At 65.2% G+C, this 15,521-nt stretch carries 19 protein-coding genes; 8 read left to right on the top strand and 11 right to left on the bottom strand.

Features of this window, described 5'->3' with window-relative positions:
- Positions 1 to 10: 10 nt before the first annotated feature.
- The gene (ku, locus tag OG326_RS18205; RefSeq protein ID WP_327145835.1) at positions 11 to 910 is read right to left on the bottom strand and encodes a non-homologous end joining protein Ku; all 900 of its coding nucleotides are present in this window, start codon (positions 908 to 910) and stop codon (positions 11 to 13) included.
- A gap of 198 nt (positions 911 to 1,108) precedes the next feature.
- Here ku and OG326_RS18210 point away from each other — a divergent pair, with 198 nt between their 5' ends.
- A complete protein-coding gene (locus OG326_RS18210; RefSeq protein WP_327145836.1) occupies positions 1,109 to 1,543 on the top strand; it encodes a VOC family protein in 435 nt (144 codons plus the stop codon).
- An 85-nt stretch (positions 1,544 to 1,628) separates the two neighbouring features.
- Here OG326_RS18210 and OG326_RS18215 read toward each other — a convergent pair whose 3' ends face one another.
- Together OG326_RS18215 and OG326_RS18220 are read right to left on the bottom strand one after the other, a co-directional pair.
- Positions 1,629 to 2,618, bottom strand: a complete 990-nt coding sequence (locus OG326_RS18215) for a DUF1214 domain-containing protein (protein ID WP_327145837.1) — start codon at positions 2,616 to 2,618, stop codon at positions 1,629 to 1,631.
- Positions 2,619 to 3,029, bottom strand: a complete 411-nt coding sequence (locus OG326_RS18220; protein WP_327145838.1) for a DUF1254 domain-containing protein — start codon at positions 3,027 to 3,029, stop codon at positions 2,619 to 2,621.
- Positions 3,030 to 3,405: 376 nt separating this feature from the next.
- Here OG326_RS18220 and OG326_RS18225 point away from each other — a divergent pair, with 376 nt between their 5' ends.
- Positions 3,406 to 4,536, top strand: a complete 1,131-nt coding sequence (locus OG326_RS18225; RefSeq protein ID WP_327145839.1) for an FAD-binding protein — start codon at positions 3,406 to 3,408, stop codon at positions 4,534 to 4,536.
- A 274-nt stretch (positions 4,537 to 4,810) separates the two neighbouring features.
- On the opposite strand, the gene OG326_RS18230 is transcribed toward OG326_RS18225, so the two are convergent.
- Both OG326_RS18230 and OG326_RS18235 read right to left on the bottom strand, forming a co-directional pair.
- Positions 4,811 to 4,990, bottom strand: a complete 180-nt coding sequence (locus OG326_RS18230; RefSeq protein ID WP_327145840.1) for a hypothetical protein — start codon at positions 4,988 to 4,990, stop codon at positions 4,811 to 4,813.
- A 42-nt stretch (positions 4,991 to 5,032) separates the two neighbouring features.
- Positions 5,033 to 6,067 carry a TY-Chap domain-containing protein gene (locus OG326_RS18235; RefSeq protein ID WP_327145841.1) on the bottom strand — a complete coding sequence of 345 codons (1,035 nt, stop codon included), beginning with the start codon at positions 6,065 to 6,067 and terminating at the stop codon, positions 5,033 to 5,035.
- Positions 6,068 to 6,202: 135 nt separating this feature from the next.
- On the opposite strand from OG326_RS18235, the gene OG326_RS18240 reads away from it, so the two are divergent.
- Complete coding sequence (locus OG326_RS18240) at positions 6,203 to 6,415, top strand: hypothetical protein (protein ID WP_327145842.1); 213 nt, start codon at positions 6,203 to 6,205, stop codon at positions 6,413 to 6,415.
- A 45-nt stretch (positions 6,416 to 6,460) separates the two neighbouring features.
- On the opposite strand, the gene OG326_RS18245 is transcribed toward OG326_RS18240, so the two are convergent.
- Positions 6,461 to 6,724, bottom strand: a complete 264-nt coding sequence (locus tag OG326_RS18245) for a DUF6959 family protein (protein ID WP_327145843.1) — start codon at positions 6,722 to 6,724, stop codon at positions 6,461 to 6,463.
- A 172-nt stretch (positions 6,725 to 6,896) separates the two neighbouring features.
- Here OG326_RS18245 and OG326_RS18250 point away from each other — a divergent pair, with 172 nt between their 5' ends.
- Both OG326_RS18250 and OG326_RS18255 read left to right on the top strand, forming a co-directional pair.
- Positions 6,897 to 7,223, top strand: a complete 327-nt coding sequence (locus tag OG326_RS18250; RefSeq protein ID WP_327145844.1) for a hypothetical protein — start codon at positions 6,897 to 6,899, stop codon at positions 7,221 to 7,223.
- Positions 7,223 to 7,804, top strand: a complete 582-nt coding sequence (locus OG326_RS18255; RefSeq protein WP_327145845.1) for a carboxymuconolactone decarboxylase family protein — start codon at positions 7,223 to 7,225, stop codon at positions 7,802 to 7,804. The genes OG326_RS18250 and OG326_RS18255 overlap by 1 nt, the downstream gene beginning before the upstream one ends.
- A gap of 212 nt (positions 7,805 to 8,016) precedes the next feature.
- Here OG326_RS18255 and OG326_RS18260 read toward each other — a convergent pair whose 3' ends face one another.
- Positions 8,017 to 8,436 (bottom strand): VOC family protein, encoded by a 420-nt coding sequence (locus OG326_RS18260; RefSeq protein ID WP_327145846.1) that lies wholly within the window; start codon positions 8,434 to 8,436, stop codon positions 8,017 to 8,019.
- Between the two features lie 335 nt (positions 8,437 to 8,771).
- On the opposite strand from OG326_RS18260, the gene OG326_RS18265 reads away from it, so the two are divergent.
- On the top strand, positions 8,772 to 9,107 hold the full coding sequence (locus OG326_RS18265; RefSeq protein WP_327145847.1) for a histone-like nucleoid-structuring protein Lsr2: 336 nt from the start codon (positions 8,772 to 8,774) through the stop codon (positions 9,105 to 9,107).
- A 113-nt stretch (positions 9,108 to 9,220) separates the two neighbouring features.
- On the opposite strand, the gene OG326_RS18270 is transcribed toward OG326_RS18265, so the two are convergent.
- Positions 9,221 to 9,604 (bottom strand): hypothetical protein, encoded by a 384-nt coding sequence (locus OG326_RS18270; RefSeq protein ID WP_327145848.1) that lies wholly within the window; start codon positions 9,602 to 9,604, stop codon positions 9,221 to 9,223.
- A gap of 171 nt (positions 9,605 to 9,775) precedes the next feature.
- Here OG326_RS18270 and OG326_RS18275 point away from each other — a divergent pair, with 171 nt between their 5' ends.
- Positions 9,776 to 10,675 (top strand): hypothetical protein, encoded by a 900-nt coding sequence (locus OG326_RS18275; RefSeq protein WP_327145849.1) that lies wholly within the window; start codon positions 9,776 to 9,778, stop codon positions 10,673 to 10,675.
- Between the two features lie 153 nt (positions 10,676 to 10,828).
- Complete coding sequence (locus OG326_RS18280) at positions 10,829 to 12,244, top strand: DoxX family protein (RefSeq protein ID WP_442791040.1); 1,416 nt, start codon at positions 10,829 to 10,831, stop codon at positions 12,242 to 12,244.
- Between the two features lie 3 nt (positions 12,245 to 12,247).
- Here OG326_RS18280 and OG326_RS18285 read toward each other — a convergent pair whose 3' ends face one another.
- The 3 genes from OG326_RS18285 to OG326_RS18295 all read right to left on the bottom strand — a co-directional run bounded on the left by OG326_RS18285 (position 12,248) and on the right by OG326_RS18295 (position 15,508).
- Positions 12,248 to 13,813, bottom strand: coding sequence for an MFS transporter (locus OG326_RS18285; protein WP_327145851.1), 1,566 nt, complete (start codon positions 13,811 to 13,813; stop codon positions 12,248 to 12,250).
- 1 nt (position 13,814) lies between these two features.
- Positions 13,815 to 14,321: a hypothetical protein gene (locus tag OG326_RS18290; protein WP_327145852.1), complete on the bottom strand. Its 507-nt coding sequence runs from the start codon at positions 14,319 to 14,321 to the stop codon at positions 13,815 to 13,817.
- A 182-nt stretch (positions 14,322 to 14,503) separates the two neighbouring features.
- Complete coding sequence (locus OG326_RS18295) at positions 14,504 to 15,508, bottom strand: LGFP repeat-containing protein (RefSeq protein ID WP_327145853.1); 1,005 nt, start codon at positions 15,506 to 15,508, stop codon at positions 14,504 to 14,506.
- Positions 15,509 to 15,521: the final 13 nt, after the last annotated feature.

Raw genomic sequence — 15,521 nt, forward strand, 5'->3', positions numbered from 1 at the left:
GGACCGGTTCCTAGGCGCCTTTGCGGGCCTGCTTGGCCGGAGCCTTCTTCGCCGCCTTCTTGGCGGTCTTCTTCGCCGGTGCGGCAGCCTTCGCCGGTTTGGGGGCGTCGCCGCTCTTGGCGGTACCCCGTCCGGACGCCTCCAGACTCCGCTGCAATGCCGCGACCAGGTCCACGACCTCGGCGTCCATCTCGGGCGCAGCCGATTCCGGTGCGCGCGTGACCTTGCTGCTGCCGCTGGCAATGGCCTCGTCGAGGAGCTTCTTCAGCTCGATCTGGTATTCGTCCACGTACAGGCCCGGATCGAAATCATCCGACAGCGTGTCGACGAGCGTCTCGGCCATCTGCAGCTCCTGCGGCCGCGGATCCGCCACCCCGTCGAGTTTGTCGAAGGCCACCGAGCGCACCTCATCGGGCCACAGCATGGCCTGCAGTACGAGCACTCCGTCGCGCACCCGCAGCGCGCCCAGCCGGGTCTTCTGGCGCAGTGTGAAGTGCACCAGCGCGATCCGATCGGTCTGCTCGAGTGTTTTCGCCAGCAGCACATAGGCTTTCGGCGTACTGGAATCGGGTTCCAGGAAGTAACTCTTATCGAAGAAGATCGGATCGATCTGTTCGGCGGGCACGAATTGCAACACTGGGATTTCATGCTTTTCCGCCGCGGGCAGCTTCGCGAAATCCTCATCGGTGAGGATCACCCGATCCCCCTCCGGCGATTCGTACGCCTTATCGATATCCGCGAATTGCACCGGCTGCCCATCCACCGTGCACACCCGCTCGTACCGAATTCGCCCCCCATCGGCGGCATGCACCTGATGGAACTTGATGTCGTGGTCCTCCGTGGCCGTATAAACCTTCACGGGAACATTGACCAACCCGAACGCGATGGAGCCCTTCCAAATGGACCGCATGGTCCGATCGTACTTCGGACCGCGGTTTCCGGCGGGTAACACGCTGTCGACCTGGGGGTTCGGGTGGCTGTGGGTTGCCGTGGGTTGTGTAGAACCGGTAGCTCATCGCGCGGTGCCCACGTAAGGGGTTGACCTCGAGTGGGGTTGAGGGGTGAAGCTGGAGAAGAATACTGTGCTGTCGAACCGAAGGAGTCGGTCATGGCCGATATCTCCCCGCATCTGGTTGTCTCCGACCCTGAGCAGGCCCTCAACTGGTATCGAGCGGTGTTCGGAGCGGAGGAGTTGAGCCGAATCCCGCTGCCGGACGGAACGGCCTTCGCCATCGAGTTCGGCATCGGTGACACTCACCTGCATCTGGCGGGGGAGTACCCGGACATGGGCATCGTGTCACCGGCCACGCTGGGCGGCACCTATCTGGCGTTGCAGGTGGAAACCGACGACGTCGACGCCACCTTCGAACGCGCGATCGCCGCCGGCGCCAAGATCTTTCACCCCCTCGACGACGTGTTCTACGGCGAGCGCACCGGCCAGTTCATCGACCCCTTCGGCCACCGCTGGGGTGTGCGCAAACAGATCCGCGATGTCCCAGCCGATGAGGTAGCGCGTGAGGTAGCGCGAATCTTCGGTGGCTGACTGCTCGGCGGAAGAGCAACCGGCCGTGCCGATTCGCGGCCGGCGGAACAGATCATCATGCCGATGACCGGGCATCGGTTGCCGTTCAGTTGATGCGTTCGAGGTCGGGCAGGCCGTGCCAGGAGCGGTCCAGGATGGACTTCTGGGGACCGTAGAAGCGGAAGAAGAGGAAGAAGTCCCGGCCCGAGGTGGGGATCCAGTTTGCTTCCAAACCGGTCGGGGCGGTGGCCGAGAGGTACAGATCGACGCTGCCGTCCTCGTTGACCGTCATCGAGGGAAGTTCGAAGCTCGACAGGCCACCGCGGTCGAGGTCGTTGAAGATGTAGGACTTGGTATCGAGGTCGTAGGCAACGACAGCCCAGAAGTCTTCTGCGGGAACATCATTGGGTACCCGCAGCCGGTAGGTGCTCGTCCCGTGGAACAACTCGCCGTTCGAGTCGCGTAGCGCGCACAGGTAGAAGGTGCCGCCGCCCTGCAGGCTTTTGGGCAGGAAAGTAGCGCCGTAGAACATGCCGCCGGCTCGGTCTTCGTAGTACAGGGCAGTGTCGGTTTCGTAGCTGAAGCCTTGTATGCGATCGGGGTCGATGGCCAGGAAACCCCATTGGCTGCCCGGCCAGTACGGGCTCATCGCCCGGTCCGGGGTCTCGAAGAACTCCTCCAAGATGGCGCGGGCGTCCAGGACTGCCTGCTCGAGGATTTCCCTCGTGCGGGCGTCGGGGGTGAACGGTTCACCGGGTTCGATGCCGAGGGTGGGCAGCATGCCCATCATGACCTTGTCCCGGACCCGGACCGGTTCCGCCGAGACCAGGTCGGCGAGATGCTCGTAGTAGCGAAGATCGTAGTGCGGCAGGCTGTCCCACGCCCTGGGGTAGCCGTCCACGAACCGGGTCGGCGCCGGGTCGGCGGCGTCGGCGAGTGGGTAGATGCGCAACCGGTGTGAGTAGGCCTCGGCTTGTGCGTCGGTGGTATCGCCGCGTTTGACCGAGCGCAACATCATGTTCAGCCGGTAGCTCTGTGACTGGACGAGCAGGTAGCCGTCCGGCAGTGGTTGGTCCCAGCCCGGAGGTACGAACAACTACGTGCCGCCCTCGCCGCGATCGAGGCCCGAGGGGCCGACGTCGGCGATGCTGACCTGCCATGCGTCGACGACCTGCCCATAGAGCAGCGAGTGCTCATCAGCGGGTGGTACCTCCATCGCGACCGGGCCCTCGCGCAGGTCGAAGAAGGTGAAGATGTAGGGCACCTGGGCGTTGGAGGTCAGCAGTTCGTGCCGTGGCAGCGCGGGATGGGAGAACGCGATCACATCGTGGTAGTCGGTCCCGTAAGCGGCGAACGCGCTGTCGCGGAAGAAGGCCATACTCACCGCGGGCATTGCCCAGATCACCGCTTCGACGGCCCGCCCGTAGACCCGTTGTTCGTCCCAATTGCGGGCGGGCGAGGGCCGGAACTGCCGAAATGCCATGCTGTCGCTCGCGTCTGTGGACATCGCAGCTCCTCACGTTGACGTGGCCGACCGGCCCCGGTGCCGGATGAACTCATCGGACCGAGCTTTCATCAGCATCGCGGCAATGGCCGGCTCTGGCATCACCCGATACGGGTGAAGTCCGGCCTGCTCAGCGAGGTAACCGAGATGGTCTGGGTATCCGCCAGACCTGCACGGCAGGTCCACGTCGGAACTTCACCCCTGCCGCGACCCGCGCGTTCGAACCGGCCGGCGCGGCACTTCGGAAGATCAACGGGCAGAATCCGTCTGGCGTCGGCCGACTCTTCGAGCAGACTGGCCCACTGGTGGCGAGGCATTGGTGGACGCTGAAATGAATTCGGGCGCCCTGCATGTTCACAGATTTCGATACAGTCTGGCAATGCCGAATGTGCAGCGAGACAACGCGAGTTGCGATTTCGGCCGTCTTTCAACCCGTCCACCGCGTTCGGTGGTGCGCCCGAGTTCCGTTGCTGAGATTTCCGCTCTCTTCCGGGAACCAGCGCCGCAGGGCGCGTTGGATGCGCTCCCGCTCCCACGTGGTTGCGGGCATTCGTCACGGGGGGAGTCGCTGACCGATGGCATTGCGATTGACATGCGGGGATTGGCCACCATTCACGAGGTGACCGACGACCGCGTCGTCGTGGATGCTGGAGCGACCTGGCGGGAGGTGCTGGCGGCTACGTTGGCATATCAGCGGATGCCGCCAGTTCTCACTGACTACCTGGACCTGACTGTCGGTGGCACCCTTTCCGCCGCCGGGATCGGCGGGGCATCCCATATCCATGGCACGCAGGCGGCGAACGTAATGGAACTCGAAGCCGTCACGCATGCGGGGCAGATCGTCACCTGTTCGCCGACTCGACGAAGTCGGCTTTTCGATGCGCTGCGTTCGGGAATGGGCCGACAGGGAGTCATCACGAAGGCATCACTGCGCCTGATCGAGGCTCCGGAGCGCGTGCTCTCGTATCGCGCGTTGTACGACTCAGCGGCCGAATTGATTGCCGCACAGGGTCGGTTGGTTGCTGACCACATCTCCGGTCAGGCGAAGTCCTCCGACTTCGAGCTCAAAGCTGTTTTGTACGACGCCGGCGGTGCTCCGCCGGAAGGCCTGTCGCCCATCGACGTCGAGGAGCTCACGTTCACCGACTTCGCCGACAGGTTGAGCCCTGACGTGGAGAAGTTGATAGAACTTGGCGAGTGGGGCCTTCCTCATCCGTGGGGGCAGGTCATCCTTCCCGCCGCGCGCGCCGCCGCAGTCATTGAGCAGACGATGGCCGAAACTACTTCAGCAGACCTAGGTTTCGGTGGGGTTGTCCTGGTCAAACGCTTCACCCCAGGCTCGGTTCCCATGCTGGGCGCGCCGTCGGATGCAGTCTTGTTCGCGCTTCTGCGTACAGCCTCGCCTGGTTGTCGCGCAGTCTCGGAGATGTTGCTCGCCAATGACCGGCTCTACCAGCGGGCTGCTGCCGTCGGCGGTGTCCCATACCCGCCGCGCCCCCTGTCGAATTGACCCAGGAATCCGAGCCCCTGGGAGCCGGGATGCGCTTGGTCGAGATCCAGGGATTCTCGCCGGACAGTGGCAGTGCCGTGATCAACATCCTCAACCTTCTCACCGGCAGTGCTGATCGACCGTGCACCACCCCCTCGCCTGCGGCTGACCTGATCTCGCGCCGGGACCCTCCGTCCTCGAACGAGCCCAGACAAGGCCGGCGGCGAAATCCTTTGCGGCCTCTCGCAATTCAGAACAGCGGATCGTTCGAAGGTGGTGACGGGGTCGCAGTCCGCTAGTGTGCGGGCTCGTCGTTCCCGATGACATCCTGGATCGCGTCGATCTGGTCCTGGACCACCTCGGCGCGGGCCACCAGCTCGACGCGGTCGGGCTCGGTAAGGCTCTCGGCGTCGAGCTTCTGGTAAACGCACGAGAGCACGGACCGTAAGTCCTCGAGCTTGGCACCTGACTCCATGGGACCTCACCTTACGGACCGAACTCTGCGGCGCGCGACCGATCAGGTATGGGGCACGCCGAGCTCGGCAGCCACGTAAGACATATCGTCGGCCCCTGCCAAGTTCGAAAACGCCTCGAACGCGAGATCGCTCGGCCGCTCAGCTCCGCCGATGGTGTGCAGCGTCGTGACGATCTGAGTTACCAGCCGACTCAGAGTTGGGGCCGCTGTTCCGGTCCCGGCCGGCAGGGTGATCCATTGTTCGAACTCGTCCATGCCTTCGAGCCCGTAGGGCGTGCCCCAGCGCCATCCCAAGTCGCTCATTCCATCCTGCGGTTCTCGGGAGCTCGCGTCATCGTCGGTCGAGCACACTCCCCGGATCGCGTCGTCCATTTCTTTGCTGAGCTGCATGGACAATGATCGCCCGGGGATCGATAGGTTCAGGTAGCCCACGTTGGGCAATGTGGCCAACACCCACTCGAGGCGGCTGGCGAATTCGTCCCAATCCGAGCAGTCCGGGGGCAAACCGCGCGAGGTGGGTTGATCCGGCGCTACATTTCCGACGCGAGGGGCTTGATCGGGCCCGTAGTTGCTGTACGCGCTCACGCGCAGATGTGCTGGCGTGGTGCGCAATCCGTCACGAAGGACCGCGATGATCGCGGTTGCGACCTCGTCCCGATATCCGGCGTTATGGCGCCAGCCGGTCCACCACTCGCGCGCGTACTCCTCGATCCGCTGCCCGCCGCCCTCCGCGGCTTCATCACGACCGGCGCGAAGCTCGACAGGTCGCCACAGCGGTTGATCGTTGGGCACCATCCGACCAGATTCATAGTCACGGACCATCGAAAACGACGTTGTCCGCTGCGATTCGAGCACCGACCGCATTCGAACAGCGTCGGTCGGATCGTCCGGCATCGTCACCCTGATCGTGATGCCTTTGTCCTCAGCCCAGAACAGCACCCGCTGTCCGGTCAGCGTGTCGCGAAGCTGGACGCTGTCGCCATCCTCCGGCGAGGTCATCCGCTCGTCATTGTCCCAATCCGGGTACAAGACCCACGCAATGCCCTTCGCTAGACCCGCCCAATCATGCTCGGCCACAACCACTCCTGTCTTCACCGCCGACAACCTACCAACACCAACCGACAACCATCGCGGAGCTCCAAGGCCAAACACCCGCGGTTACCCGACCCGTACGGATCGGCCGGCGCCGCTGGCGGAATCTCAACCAACGCGATGCAGCGTCGTCTGGCCGAATGGATCGACCGGGTTGGGCGGGCATGGTCTGTCAGCGATCGAGGCGACGAGCGTGAGAACGCGCAGGGACTGCATGGCTACCGTCATTACTTGGACGACGGGCTCGAAATGTATCTGCGGGAGTACGGTTTCTGGCTCGAGCACCGGCGGGCGATCACTCTTGTTGAAACCCTGCCTGATCTGGATTCTTGACCCGGGCAGTCCGACCGTCAGGTGTGAGCCCGTCAGCCGGAAGGCTCAGTAGGGCAGTCTCAGGCCCCGTTTCTCCATCATTTCCCGGTATGAGAGATCCATGCTGATAACCGTGTCCAACGCTTCCCTGACGGCGAACAGCGCATCAACGAGGCTTCCGGTAGTTAGCTCTGATTCGGCTTCCTCCAAGACTTGCCGCAGGATATGCAGACTATCGCCCTGAATGCTCAGACCCGGGAACTTTCTTCCCTCCCATTTGACCAAGGAATAATTCCCCTGCATGCCCAGTATCTGAGCCTGATCTTCCACGATTATCTCATTTCGGTTCGATGGATGAAGTCGTTCGGTCGCTCGCGCGTCAGACGTGCGTAGCGGTGCAGTAGGCCCAGCCGAATCTAGCTGCGGCACAGGCCGCACCACCGCGCGACTTCGAGGTTTATGGTGTGCAGGGAAGAGCAGACCCGCCGAGGTGGAGGCTGTTGTGTCAGACGAGGACAAGAAGAAGGCGGCGCATCGCGCTCTGGTGGAGCGCGTTTTGAGCGGGAAGGGGAGCGCATCGCCGGACGAGCGCGTATGCGCGTTTCATAACGCCGATGTGCCACTGCCCTTGCGCGCGTTGATAGATAAGGTTGCCACGAATCCGACGCAGGTCACCGATGCGGATTTCGCCTCGGCCAAGGCTGCGGGTTTCAGTGAGAACCAACTGTTCGAGTTGGTGGTGTCTGCTGCGGTCGGCCGGTCCGCCCGGCTGTATGACGCGGGACTGGCAACCCTGGCGGAGGCAACCGGCGGCGAGGCGACCGAATAATGCGACTCGATATCCTCAACCACGGCTACAAGCCCGGAACAAAGGTGCTGTTCAGGCTCATTGAGCTGTTCTCCGGGCAGTCGTTACCCGACGCCGCCAAGCTGGTGTTCTATCGGCCGGACTTCTACGGCGCCTTCTCGAAGAAGTTCACCCACGAGGCGATGCGCGGACCGTCGGCCTGGTCGGTCGCGGACCGAGAGTTGATGGCGGCCTTCGTGTCCAAAGCCAATGACTGCGCCTTCTGCATCAGCGCCCACACTGCGACCGCAAGCCAGGCTTACGCGGACGAGGCGAAGGTTCGAGCCGTGTTGACCGACGTGAACTCGGCCCCGATCGAGGACGGGCTGCGGGCAACGTTGACGATGCTCGGCAAGTTGACGCGGACAGGAGCGGTAGACGTCGAGGATATGCGAGAAGTGCTCGCCGCCGGTGTGACCCGCGAGCAGATCGAGGACGCGCTGGCGGTCTGCGCGGCATTCAACACAACCAACCGGCTTGCCGACGCGTTCGGCTTCGAGCAGCTCAGCCCTGCAGGATTCGACGCGGGCGCCAAGTACTTGCTCAAACGGGGCTACCGATAGTGAAGGGCTGTGCGTAATTCGATGAACGCGATCGATGAGCTGAAGGACGAGATTGTTCGGCGTGGCTGCTTACCGCACCGCAATCCGGCGACGGATTCGTCCACGGAACCGCTCGGATGCGTGCTGCCGGAATCGATATCACGGTGAACGTCGATCCCGAACTCGATGACCGCTCCGATACCGACATCGACACGTAATGCCGCAGTGGCGTTCTAGCTGTCCGTTCCCTCTGGCCAGTCGGCGGCGGTCATGCCGTCGGTGTGGCCTGCGGGCCACTGGACGAGTTCGATGCGGCGGCCGTCGGGGTCGGCGGTGAATGCCGTCTTCATGCCGTTGGCGTGTTCGCGGATCGGGGCGATCGGCTCGATCCCGTGGCCGGCCAGCATGTCGAGTGTGTCGGCCATCGATTCGACCTGTACGACAAGGTGACTCAGGTCGGTGCCGTGGTCGACGGGGTTGCCGTCGTGGACCAGTTCGACGGTGACGAACTCATCGCCGGGGAGAGCGAGCATGGTCAGGTGTCCGATCGGGGTCTCGGGCACGCTGCCGATGATCTTGTAGCCGAGAGCCGTGTAGAACGCCAGTGACCGCCCCAGATCGGTCACTCGCAATCCGACGTGCAACGTTCTCATCCCACTTCCTTCCTACGTCGATCCTGCTGCGGCCAAGGTATTCGTAGCCCAGGGGAGTGAGGGTACGTTGACGTGATTCGGGACCGGTCGAGACATACGTCCTCGGCGTCGGGAATGGCTCCCGCCTCGTCGATACCATTGGGCACCAATGGAACTGGCGCGTGTGACGATTCGGCGGGTCGCCGCCGGCATCCCTTCCGGTGTAACGATCGCCGTTGGCGCACAGGGTGCGCCGCATCCCGGAGTTCGCCAATGAACTCACCGTGACGAACCGTGAACACGGGGGTTAGTAGCATTCACCTGACGTCTTCACATACCCGAAGGGAATGCTGCCCATGGCACGCAAGGTCGTTGTTACTCTCGTTGATGATTCCGATGGAAAGTCGGAGGCGGAGCAGACAGTGGTGTTCGCGCTCGACGGCGTCGAATACGAGATGGATTTGTCGGGGCTGAACGCCGATCGGCTGCGCAGTGAGCTCGAGCAGTGGACTGCGCACGCGCGCAAGGTGGGACGGGCACCGCGCGGCAAGAGCGATAAGGCCCGCCCGGCCGTCGACCGTGAGCAGAGCGCCGCGATCCGCGAGTGGGCCCGCAGGAACGGTCATGAGGTGTCCAGCCGAGGGCGGATCCAGGCCGGCATCGTTTCGGCGTATCACGACGCCAGCAAGTAGATAAGCTTCCGCCCGCTTCTCGTGCGGCCGGGCGTTCGGCCAGTGCCGAGGGGATTCGTTGTGTGCGTGGAGCGATCGGACGGTGCTGCCGGCTAGAGCGATGTGCGGCACCGTCAGGTCGCGTCCAGCACGCTTGCGGGGACGCCGTAGGGCAGGAAGCGGACGTGGCGGCGTGTGTCGGTGTTGTCGCGATGCGCGCGCAAAGCCTCGAGCTCGTTCGGGAAGACCTGGTCGACTCTGGCCTCGCCGTCCTCACCGAGGGTGAAGATCGCCCACACCCCACTGCCGGTCTCACCGGTGGTGGGGCCCTCCGGTTTCGGCGGCCGCGTGCGTTCGGGCTGGATGAACTGACCGAGCAGCGACGCCAGGGGATTGCTGCCCGCCCGGTCGATGTACTCCCCGGCTTTTCCGATGAGGTCCCGGACATCGATCCCCGCCTCCCGCAGCGCACGTTCGAATTCTTCCGGGTCGATCCCGAAAGGCCCATTGGTTGCCATCGCATCTGCTCCTGAAGAAGAATCGAGCGTTACGTCCCCAGTCTCCTCGCGCAACCCCGACTCCGCCACGTCGGTTCGCGCGGTAGCGAACCAGCCTCCGATGAGGTCGGAGGGCACGTCGATTCGCGCCGCGGCGAACCGCTGTCCGATGAGGTCGTAGGGTTGGGCGGTATGACGCTCGACGAGGTTGCGGCGGAGCTCTACGGTGTGCCGCCCGCGGAATTCGTGGTGGTGCGCACCGAGCGGGCGCGGCAGGCGCGCGACGGTGGGGACCGGGCGCTGGCGACCGCGATCGGTAAGTTGCGGCGGCCGACCGTGGCAGCCTGGACGGTGAATCTACTGGTCCGCGCGGCGCCCGAGGATATTCGTGCGCTCCTGGACCTCGGTGACGCACTGCGCGAGGCCCAGCGCCGGTTGTCGAGTGAGCAGCTGCGCACGCTCACCACTCAGCGGCAGCAGCTGCTCAGCACTCTCACGCGCAAGGCCGCCGACCTGGCTGCCGCGCACGGCCCGCGTCCCGGCGAAGCCGTGCTCCGCGAGGTCGGCAGCACACTGCAGGCGGCTCTCGCCGATCCTGACGTCGCCGACCTGGTCCGCACCGGAACCCTCAGCGCCGCCGCCAGTTACGACGGTTTCGGCCCCGCCGCCCTCGTCGCGGTCCCGGCTGCCCGGCCCAGCGCATCCGGCGACGCTGAATCGGAAAAGTCCGAAGGGCGGCGAACAGCAGCCGACTCCCGCCGCACCGGCGACTCCCCGCGCCCCGCGAAGCCCGCCCGCGACCCGCATGCCGAAGCACGCCGCGAACTCGAACAGACTCTCACCGATATCGAATCCGCCCGCGCCGCACTGACTTCCGCCGAGTCCGGCCACAACACCGCCGCCGCCGACCTGACCGAGCGCGAATCCCGCATCACCACCCTGCGCGCCGAGCTGGCCCACGCCGAGGATCAGCGCCGTTTTACGGCCGCCACCGAACGTGCCACCCGCGAAGCCCTGCGCCGCGCCCGCCAGCACCTGGAAAGTCTGGAACGTCGCGCGGAGCAGACCCGAAAGCGGTTGCCCGCCAACTGAGTCCACATCGACGCGGCCGTTTCCAGACCGGGCTGTCTTTTAAGCGAACCACCCGGTCCCTGTTAAGCGGCCACCCCTACTATCGGGAAGCTGTGTTCCCGAAGGGGGAAGGTTCCGGTGGTAGATATCGATGCGCTCGGCGCGTCTGTCGCGATGCGACGTCCACGGACCGCGGACGACGCGTCCGAGTTGCCATCGGTACCTGCGGAAGAAGAACCGGAGTCGTCGGGGGAAGAACCAGCTCCGCAACGGGACCCTGAGGCGGAGCACTGGCACCTGTCGACTCGCATCGGATTCCGCTTCGGCGTCGTCTACTTCGGCCTGTTCGGCCTGGCGGGCGTGCTCGGCCTGCTGCCGATACTCTTGGCAGGCTTGGGTATTCGGTCGGGCTGGACGTCGGTGCTGAATGCCCTGCGCCTCGCGCGCCCGCCGATCGAATGGACCGCCGCCCACGTGCTGGGCCTGCACGTGGTCAGCGTGCAGGTGGGCAGTGACAGCGCATTCCAGTGGACCGCACTGTTTCTCCTGGTGATGATCGCCGCGGCGGCCACGGTGGTGTGGTCGGTGCTAGATCGGCGGCGGACGCACTACACCCGCCTGTTCGCGTGGGCGCAGGTGTATCTGCGGTTCGTCCTCGCCATCGCGATGTTCTATTTCGGGATGGCCAAGGCGATTCCGACGCAGATGCCGTTCGTGCTGAACCGGCTGGTGGAGCCCTTCGGCAATTTCAGCCCCGAGGGTGTGCTGTGGTCGCAGGTCAGTGTGTCGCAGCCGTATGAAATCCTGCTCGGCGCAGCGGAATTGCTGGCCGGTGTGCTGCTGCTGGTGCCGCGCGCGACGGCGGCGGGTGCGCTGCTGTGCGCGGTGGATATGACCCAGGTATTCCTGCTGAACATGACCTACGACGTCCGCCTGAAGACGGTGTCGTCACAGTTCCTGCTCCTGAGCCTGTTCCTGCTCGCCCCGCGCGCTCGCCGGGTGCTGGCGGTGCTGTTCTCCGATCGAGCCGCGCCCGCGCTCCGATCGGTGCCGCTGTTCGGCTCCGCGCGCGCGAATCGCCTCGCGCTGGTGGCCCAGCTGGTGGTGGGTCTAAGCGTGCTGGCCGTGACCGGAGCGCAGAATCTGCGGCAGTGGGCGCACCCCACCCCGGAGCTGTACGGCATCTACCAGGTGGTCGGCTTCTCCTCGGAGGGTTATGCCCGCGATCCGCTGCTCACCGACGAATTGCGCTGGCGCCGAATCGTTGTCGACCGCCCCTTCCACGTTTCCGATCCGGTGGTGCTCACCATCCAGCACATGGATGACTCCTTCGAGGAGTACGGCGGCGCCATCGATCCGAAGCGCCACTTCATCGACCTGCACAACCGCATCGCCCTGGGGACCTACGCGGAAACCCCCGTCCGAGTTCGTCTCACCTACTGGTGGCCCGGCCCCGGCCAGCTGATCATCGACGCCGACGACTATGCGGGCCATCGCATCCACGCTCGCTTCACCCAGCTGGACCCGAAATCCTTCCCGCTGGTGGACCGCGGCTTCAGCTGGATCCAGGAGCAGCCGTACAACCGTTGAGCACTAGGTCTCGTACTCGTATCCGGAGCGGTCACCGCGCGAGGACACCGCGGTGATGACCGCCGCGACCAGAATCATGATCGCCGAAACCAGCAGGGCCACTTCGAGACCCCGGTGGAACGCGGAGTAGGTCGCGGTGATGACCTGATCGACGATCGGCCCGTAGGCCGCCGACGCGGAGGAATCCCCACCCGCGGGTACCTGGCCGGTCTTGATGGCATCGATCACGATCGATTGGAAGTTCGCGGGAATGCCCAGCTGGTTCAGGCGAGACACCAGATCGGCATTGAGGAACGAATTCACCAGGGAGCCCAGGGCGGCCACGCCCACCACCGCGCCGACCTGGCGCATGGTGTTGGTGGCGGCCGCCGCCATCCCCGAGTGCTCGGGCGGCACCCCGGACAGCACCGCCGACGTCAACGGCACCACCGCAATGCCGAAACCCACCCCCGCGAGCGTGAGTGACAGCATCAGCGGAACGAATTCCGGTGTCACACCGAGTACTTGGCGGGTGAGCAGAATGCCGGCCGCGCCGAGTACGCAGCCGGTGATCATCGGTGTGCGCGAACCGCGCAGCGCCACCCAGAATCCCGCGAACAGCGCGCCCACGATAATGGCTATCGCCATGGGCGCGAAGACCGCCGCCGTGCGCCAGCCCGAATACCCGGACACCTCTTGGAGATACAGCGCCGTGAAGAAGAATATGGAGAAGATCCCGAAGTAGACGGCGAAGGCCACGATCAGCGCGCTGCGCACCATCGGGCGCTTCAGATAGTGGAAATCGAACATGGGATTGCGCGCTCGTATCTCGGCGAATATGAACACCGCCAATGCGATACCGCCGATCACGAACAGCGTCACCACCGACGCCGCGCCGTATCCGACCTCCTCGCCGGAGATGCCCGCGTAGATCACTGTCCCGAGAAAGACTGTGCCCGAGAGGAATCCGGCGATATCGACCGGACCTGGTTGCGGATCGGCCGATTCCGGCACGTACCGCAGCGCGGCGACCAGCACCACCACGCCGACGGCGAGATTGAACCAGAACACCGATCGCCAGCCGTACGCCCCGACCAGCACGCCGCCGATCACCGGTCCCAGCGCCAGCGCGAGACCGGAGACCGCCGCCCACGCACCCAGCGCCCGGGCGCGTTCACGCCGCTCGGGAAAGACGTGCCGGATCACCGACAGCGTGCCGGGTTCCGACGCCGCCGCGCCCAATCCCATGACCGCGCGGCCCACAATGAGCATCGTGACTCCGGTCGCGAGGGCCGAAAGCACCGATCCCGCAGCGAAAACCGCCAATCCCGCGATCATCACCCGCTTCCGTCCCCAGCGGTCGCCCAGCGATCCGGCGGTGAGCATCAGGCTCGCGAACACCAGGGTGTACGCATTGACCACCCACTGCAGCGACACCACCCCCGCGTGCAGATCCGATTGGATATCGCCGAGCGTGACACTGACAACGGTGGTATCGAGAAAGGTCACGAACAGCACCGCGGTGACGGTGGCCAGCGCGATGCCCGGCCGCTGCGCCACACCGGCCGCCATTGTCCCGGTGGCGCGCATATCAGCTGGTCGGCGTGGTCGACGCGCTACACGGCGCGGGTGGTTTGCCCTGCGTCTCGAGCGTCAGCAGCGCGCAGAACGTCGAAGCCGAAACCTTCCAGGTGCCGTCGGTCCGCACCGCATTGCCTGGCTGATCCTGCAGCGCGGGCGTGCCGTTCAACGAGACGGTGTACACCACATTCGCCTTGTCGGCCCCGGCGGCGGTCACGCTGGACACGGTCGCCTTGGTGCCCTTGGCGATCGGTGAATCCACCTGTGCCCGAATGGTATCGGCGAAACTCTGGCCGTTCTCCAGCACCGCGATCTTCTGGTCGGCGGGTGTGGAGCCGTCGAAGAAGCGCTGGTAGGCATCGGTCACGGCCTGCGTCAGCGTGGCGTCGGTACCCGCGGCGGTGACTGTGGGGTGGGCCGTCTCCGGTTCCTTGGCCGATACGCCGCATCCGGTGAGCACCGCCGCGATAAGCGCACATCCCACAAGGGATTTCGATACGAGCATTCGATTCGACATGCCTTGTCCTCCTAAGCGACAGACCGGCATGGATATCAGAAATCAAGATTACGCGCCCGGACCGACCGGCGGGCACGTAATCGACGGCACTCGCGTTCGGTGCAACTCCGTCAGGATTGCGGGCCCGAACATGCCGAGGGCGGAGCACCCGTTACCGAGTACTCCGCCCTCGAGGGAACTGATCAGGCGCCGCTGAAACCGCGCTCACGTTCACGCGGTGTCGCGAGATGCGAGCCGTGCGCGGTGCCCATCATTCCGGCGCCCGCGCCCATCGCGCCCGCGCCGGCCATGGCCGGCGCCTTCGCCGCGGGCATACCGGTCGAGGCGGGCCTCGGCGTCCCGCTGCCGCCGCCGCGTCCGCCGCGTGTGACCATGGCGGCGAGACCGCCTGCCGCAGCGGCGATTACGAGACCGATGGGCAGTGCCCACCACTTCTTATTGGAGCTGCCGCTCGAGCTGGTATCCGCCGCGGTCCCGGAGGACTGCTCCGGAGTGGCCACCGATGCTCCGGGAGGCGCACCGGGCGCCGAGACATCGAGACCGCTCAGCTGCGTGGCGATATCGGGCGGGACGGTGACGAACCCATCGGCCTGGCTCCAGCGAATATCGACCGGAGTGCCGTTCTGCCCGCGGAACGTCTGGCTGTAGACACCGTTCGCCAGTGTGGTGTCACTCGCCGGAGCGCCGAGCGCCCCGTCGGTCGCGTGCAGATGCGACCACGCGGTCCGAATCGGTCCCCGGACCAGCCAGGCGCCGTTCTGTGGACTCCACTCGATGGTGGCTCCGTCGGCGGCCGAGAACTCGCTGAAGCGGGCGGTGCCCGCCACCGGCGCGTCCGATTCGTCATTCGTCGGATAGCCGATGCCCGCGTCCGCGCCGCCGAGGGCGAGATACTTGTCGAGAATCGCGCCGTACATCACCTTCGCACCGGTCTCCGGTGAGTAGACGATCTTTCCGCCGCTGTAGTCCTGCGCCGCGCCGTCCGATCCGAATGCGTATACGGCGCCGACCTTTTCGCCGAGCGGCGAGGATGCGCCGCCCTTTTCGCTGTAATGCGCGCTGATCGCCGCGTCCGCACCGGCCGGCTGCGCCGAGGCCGTCGGGGCGAGCAGGACACCGGTGCACGAGGCGGCGAACAAGCCGAGCGCCGCCGCGGTCCTGGTGATCGATCCTTTCCAGCGTTTCATCGAAGAGCTCCTC

Source organism: Nocardia sp. NBC_01327 (genome assembly GCF_035958815.1).
Classification (GTDB): domain Bacteria; phylum Actinomycetota; class Actinomycetes; order Mycobacteriales; family Mycobacteriaceae; genus Nocardia.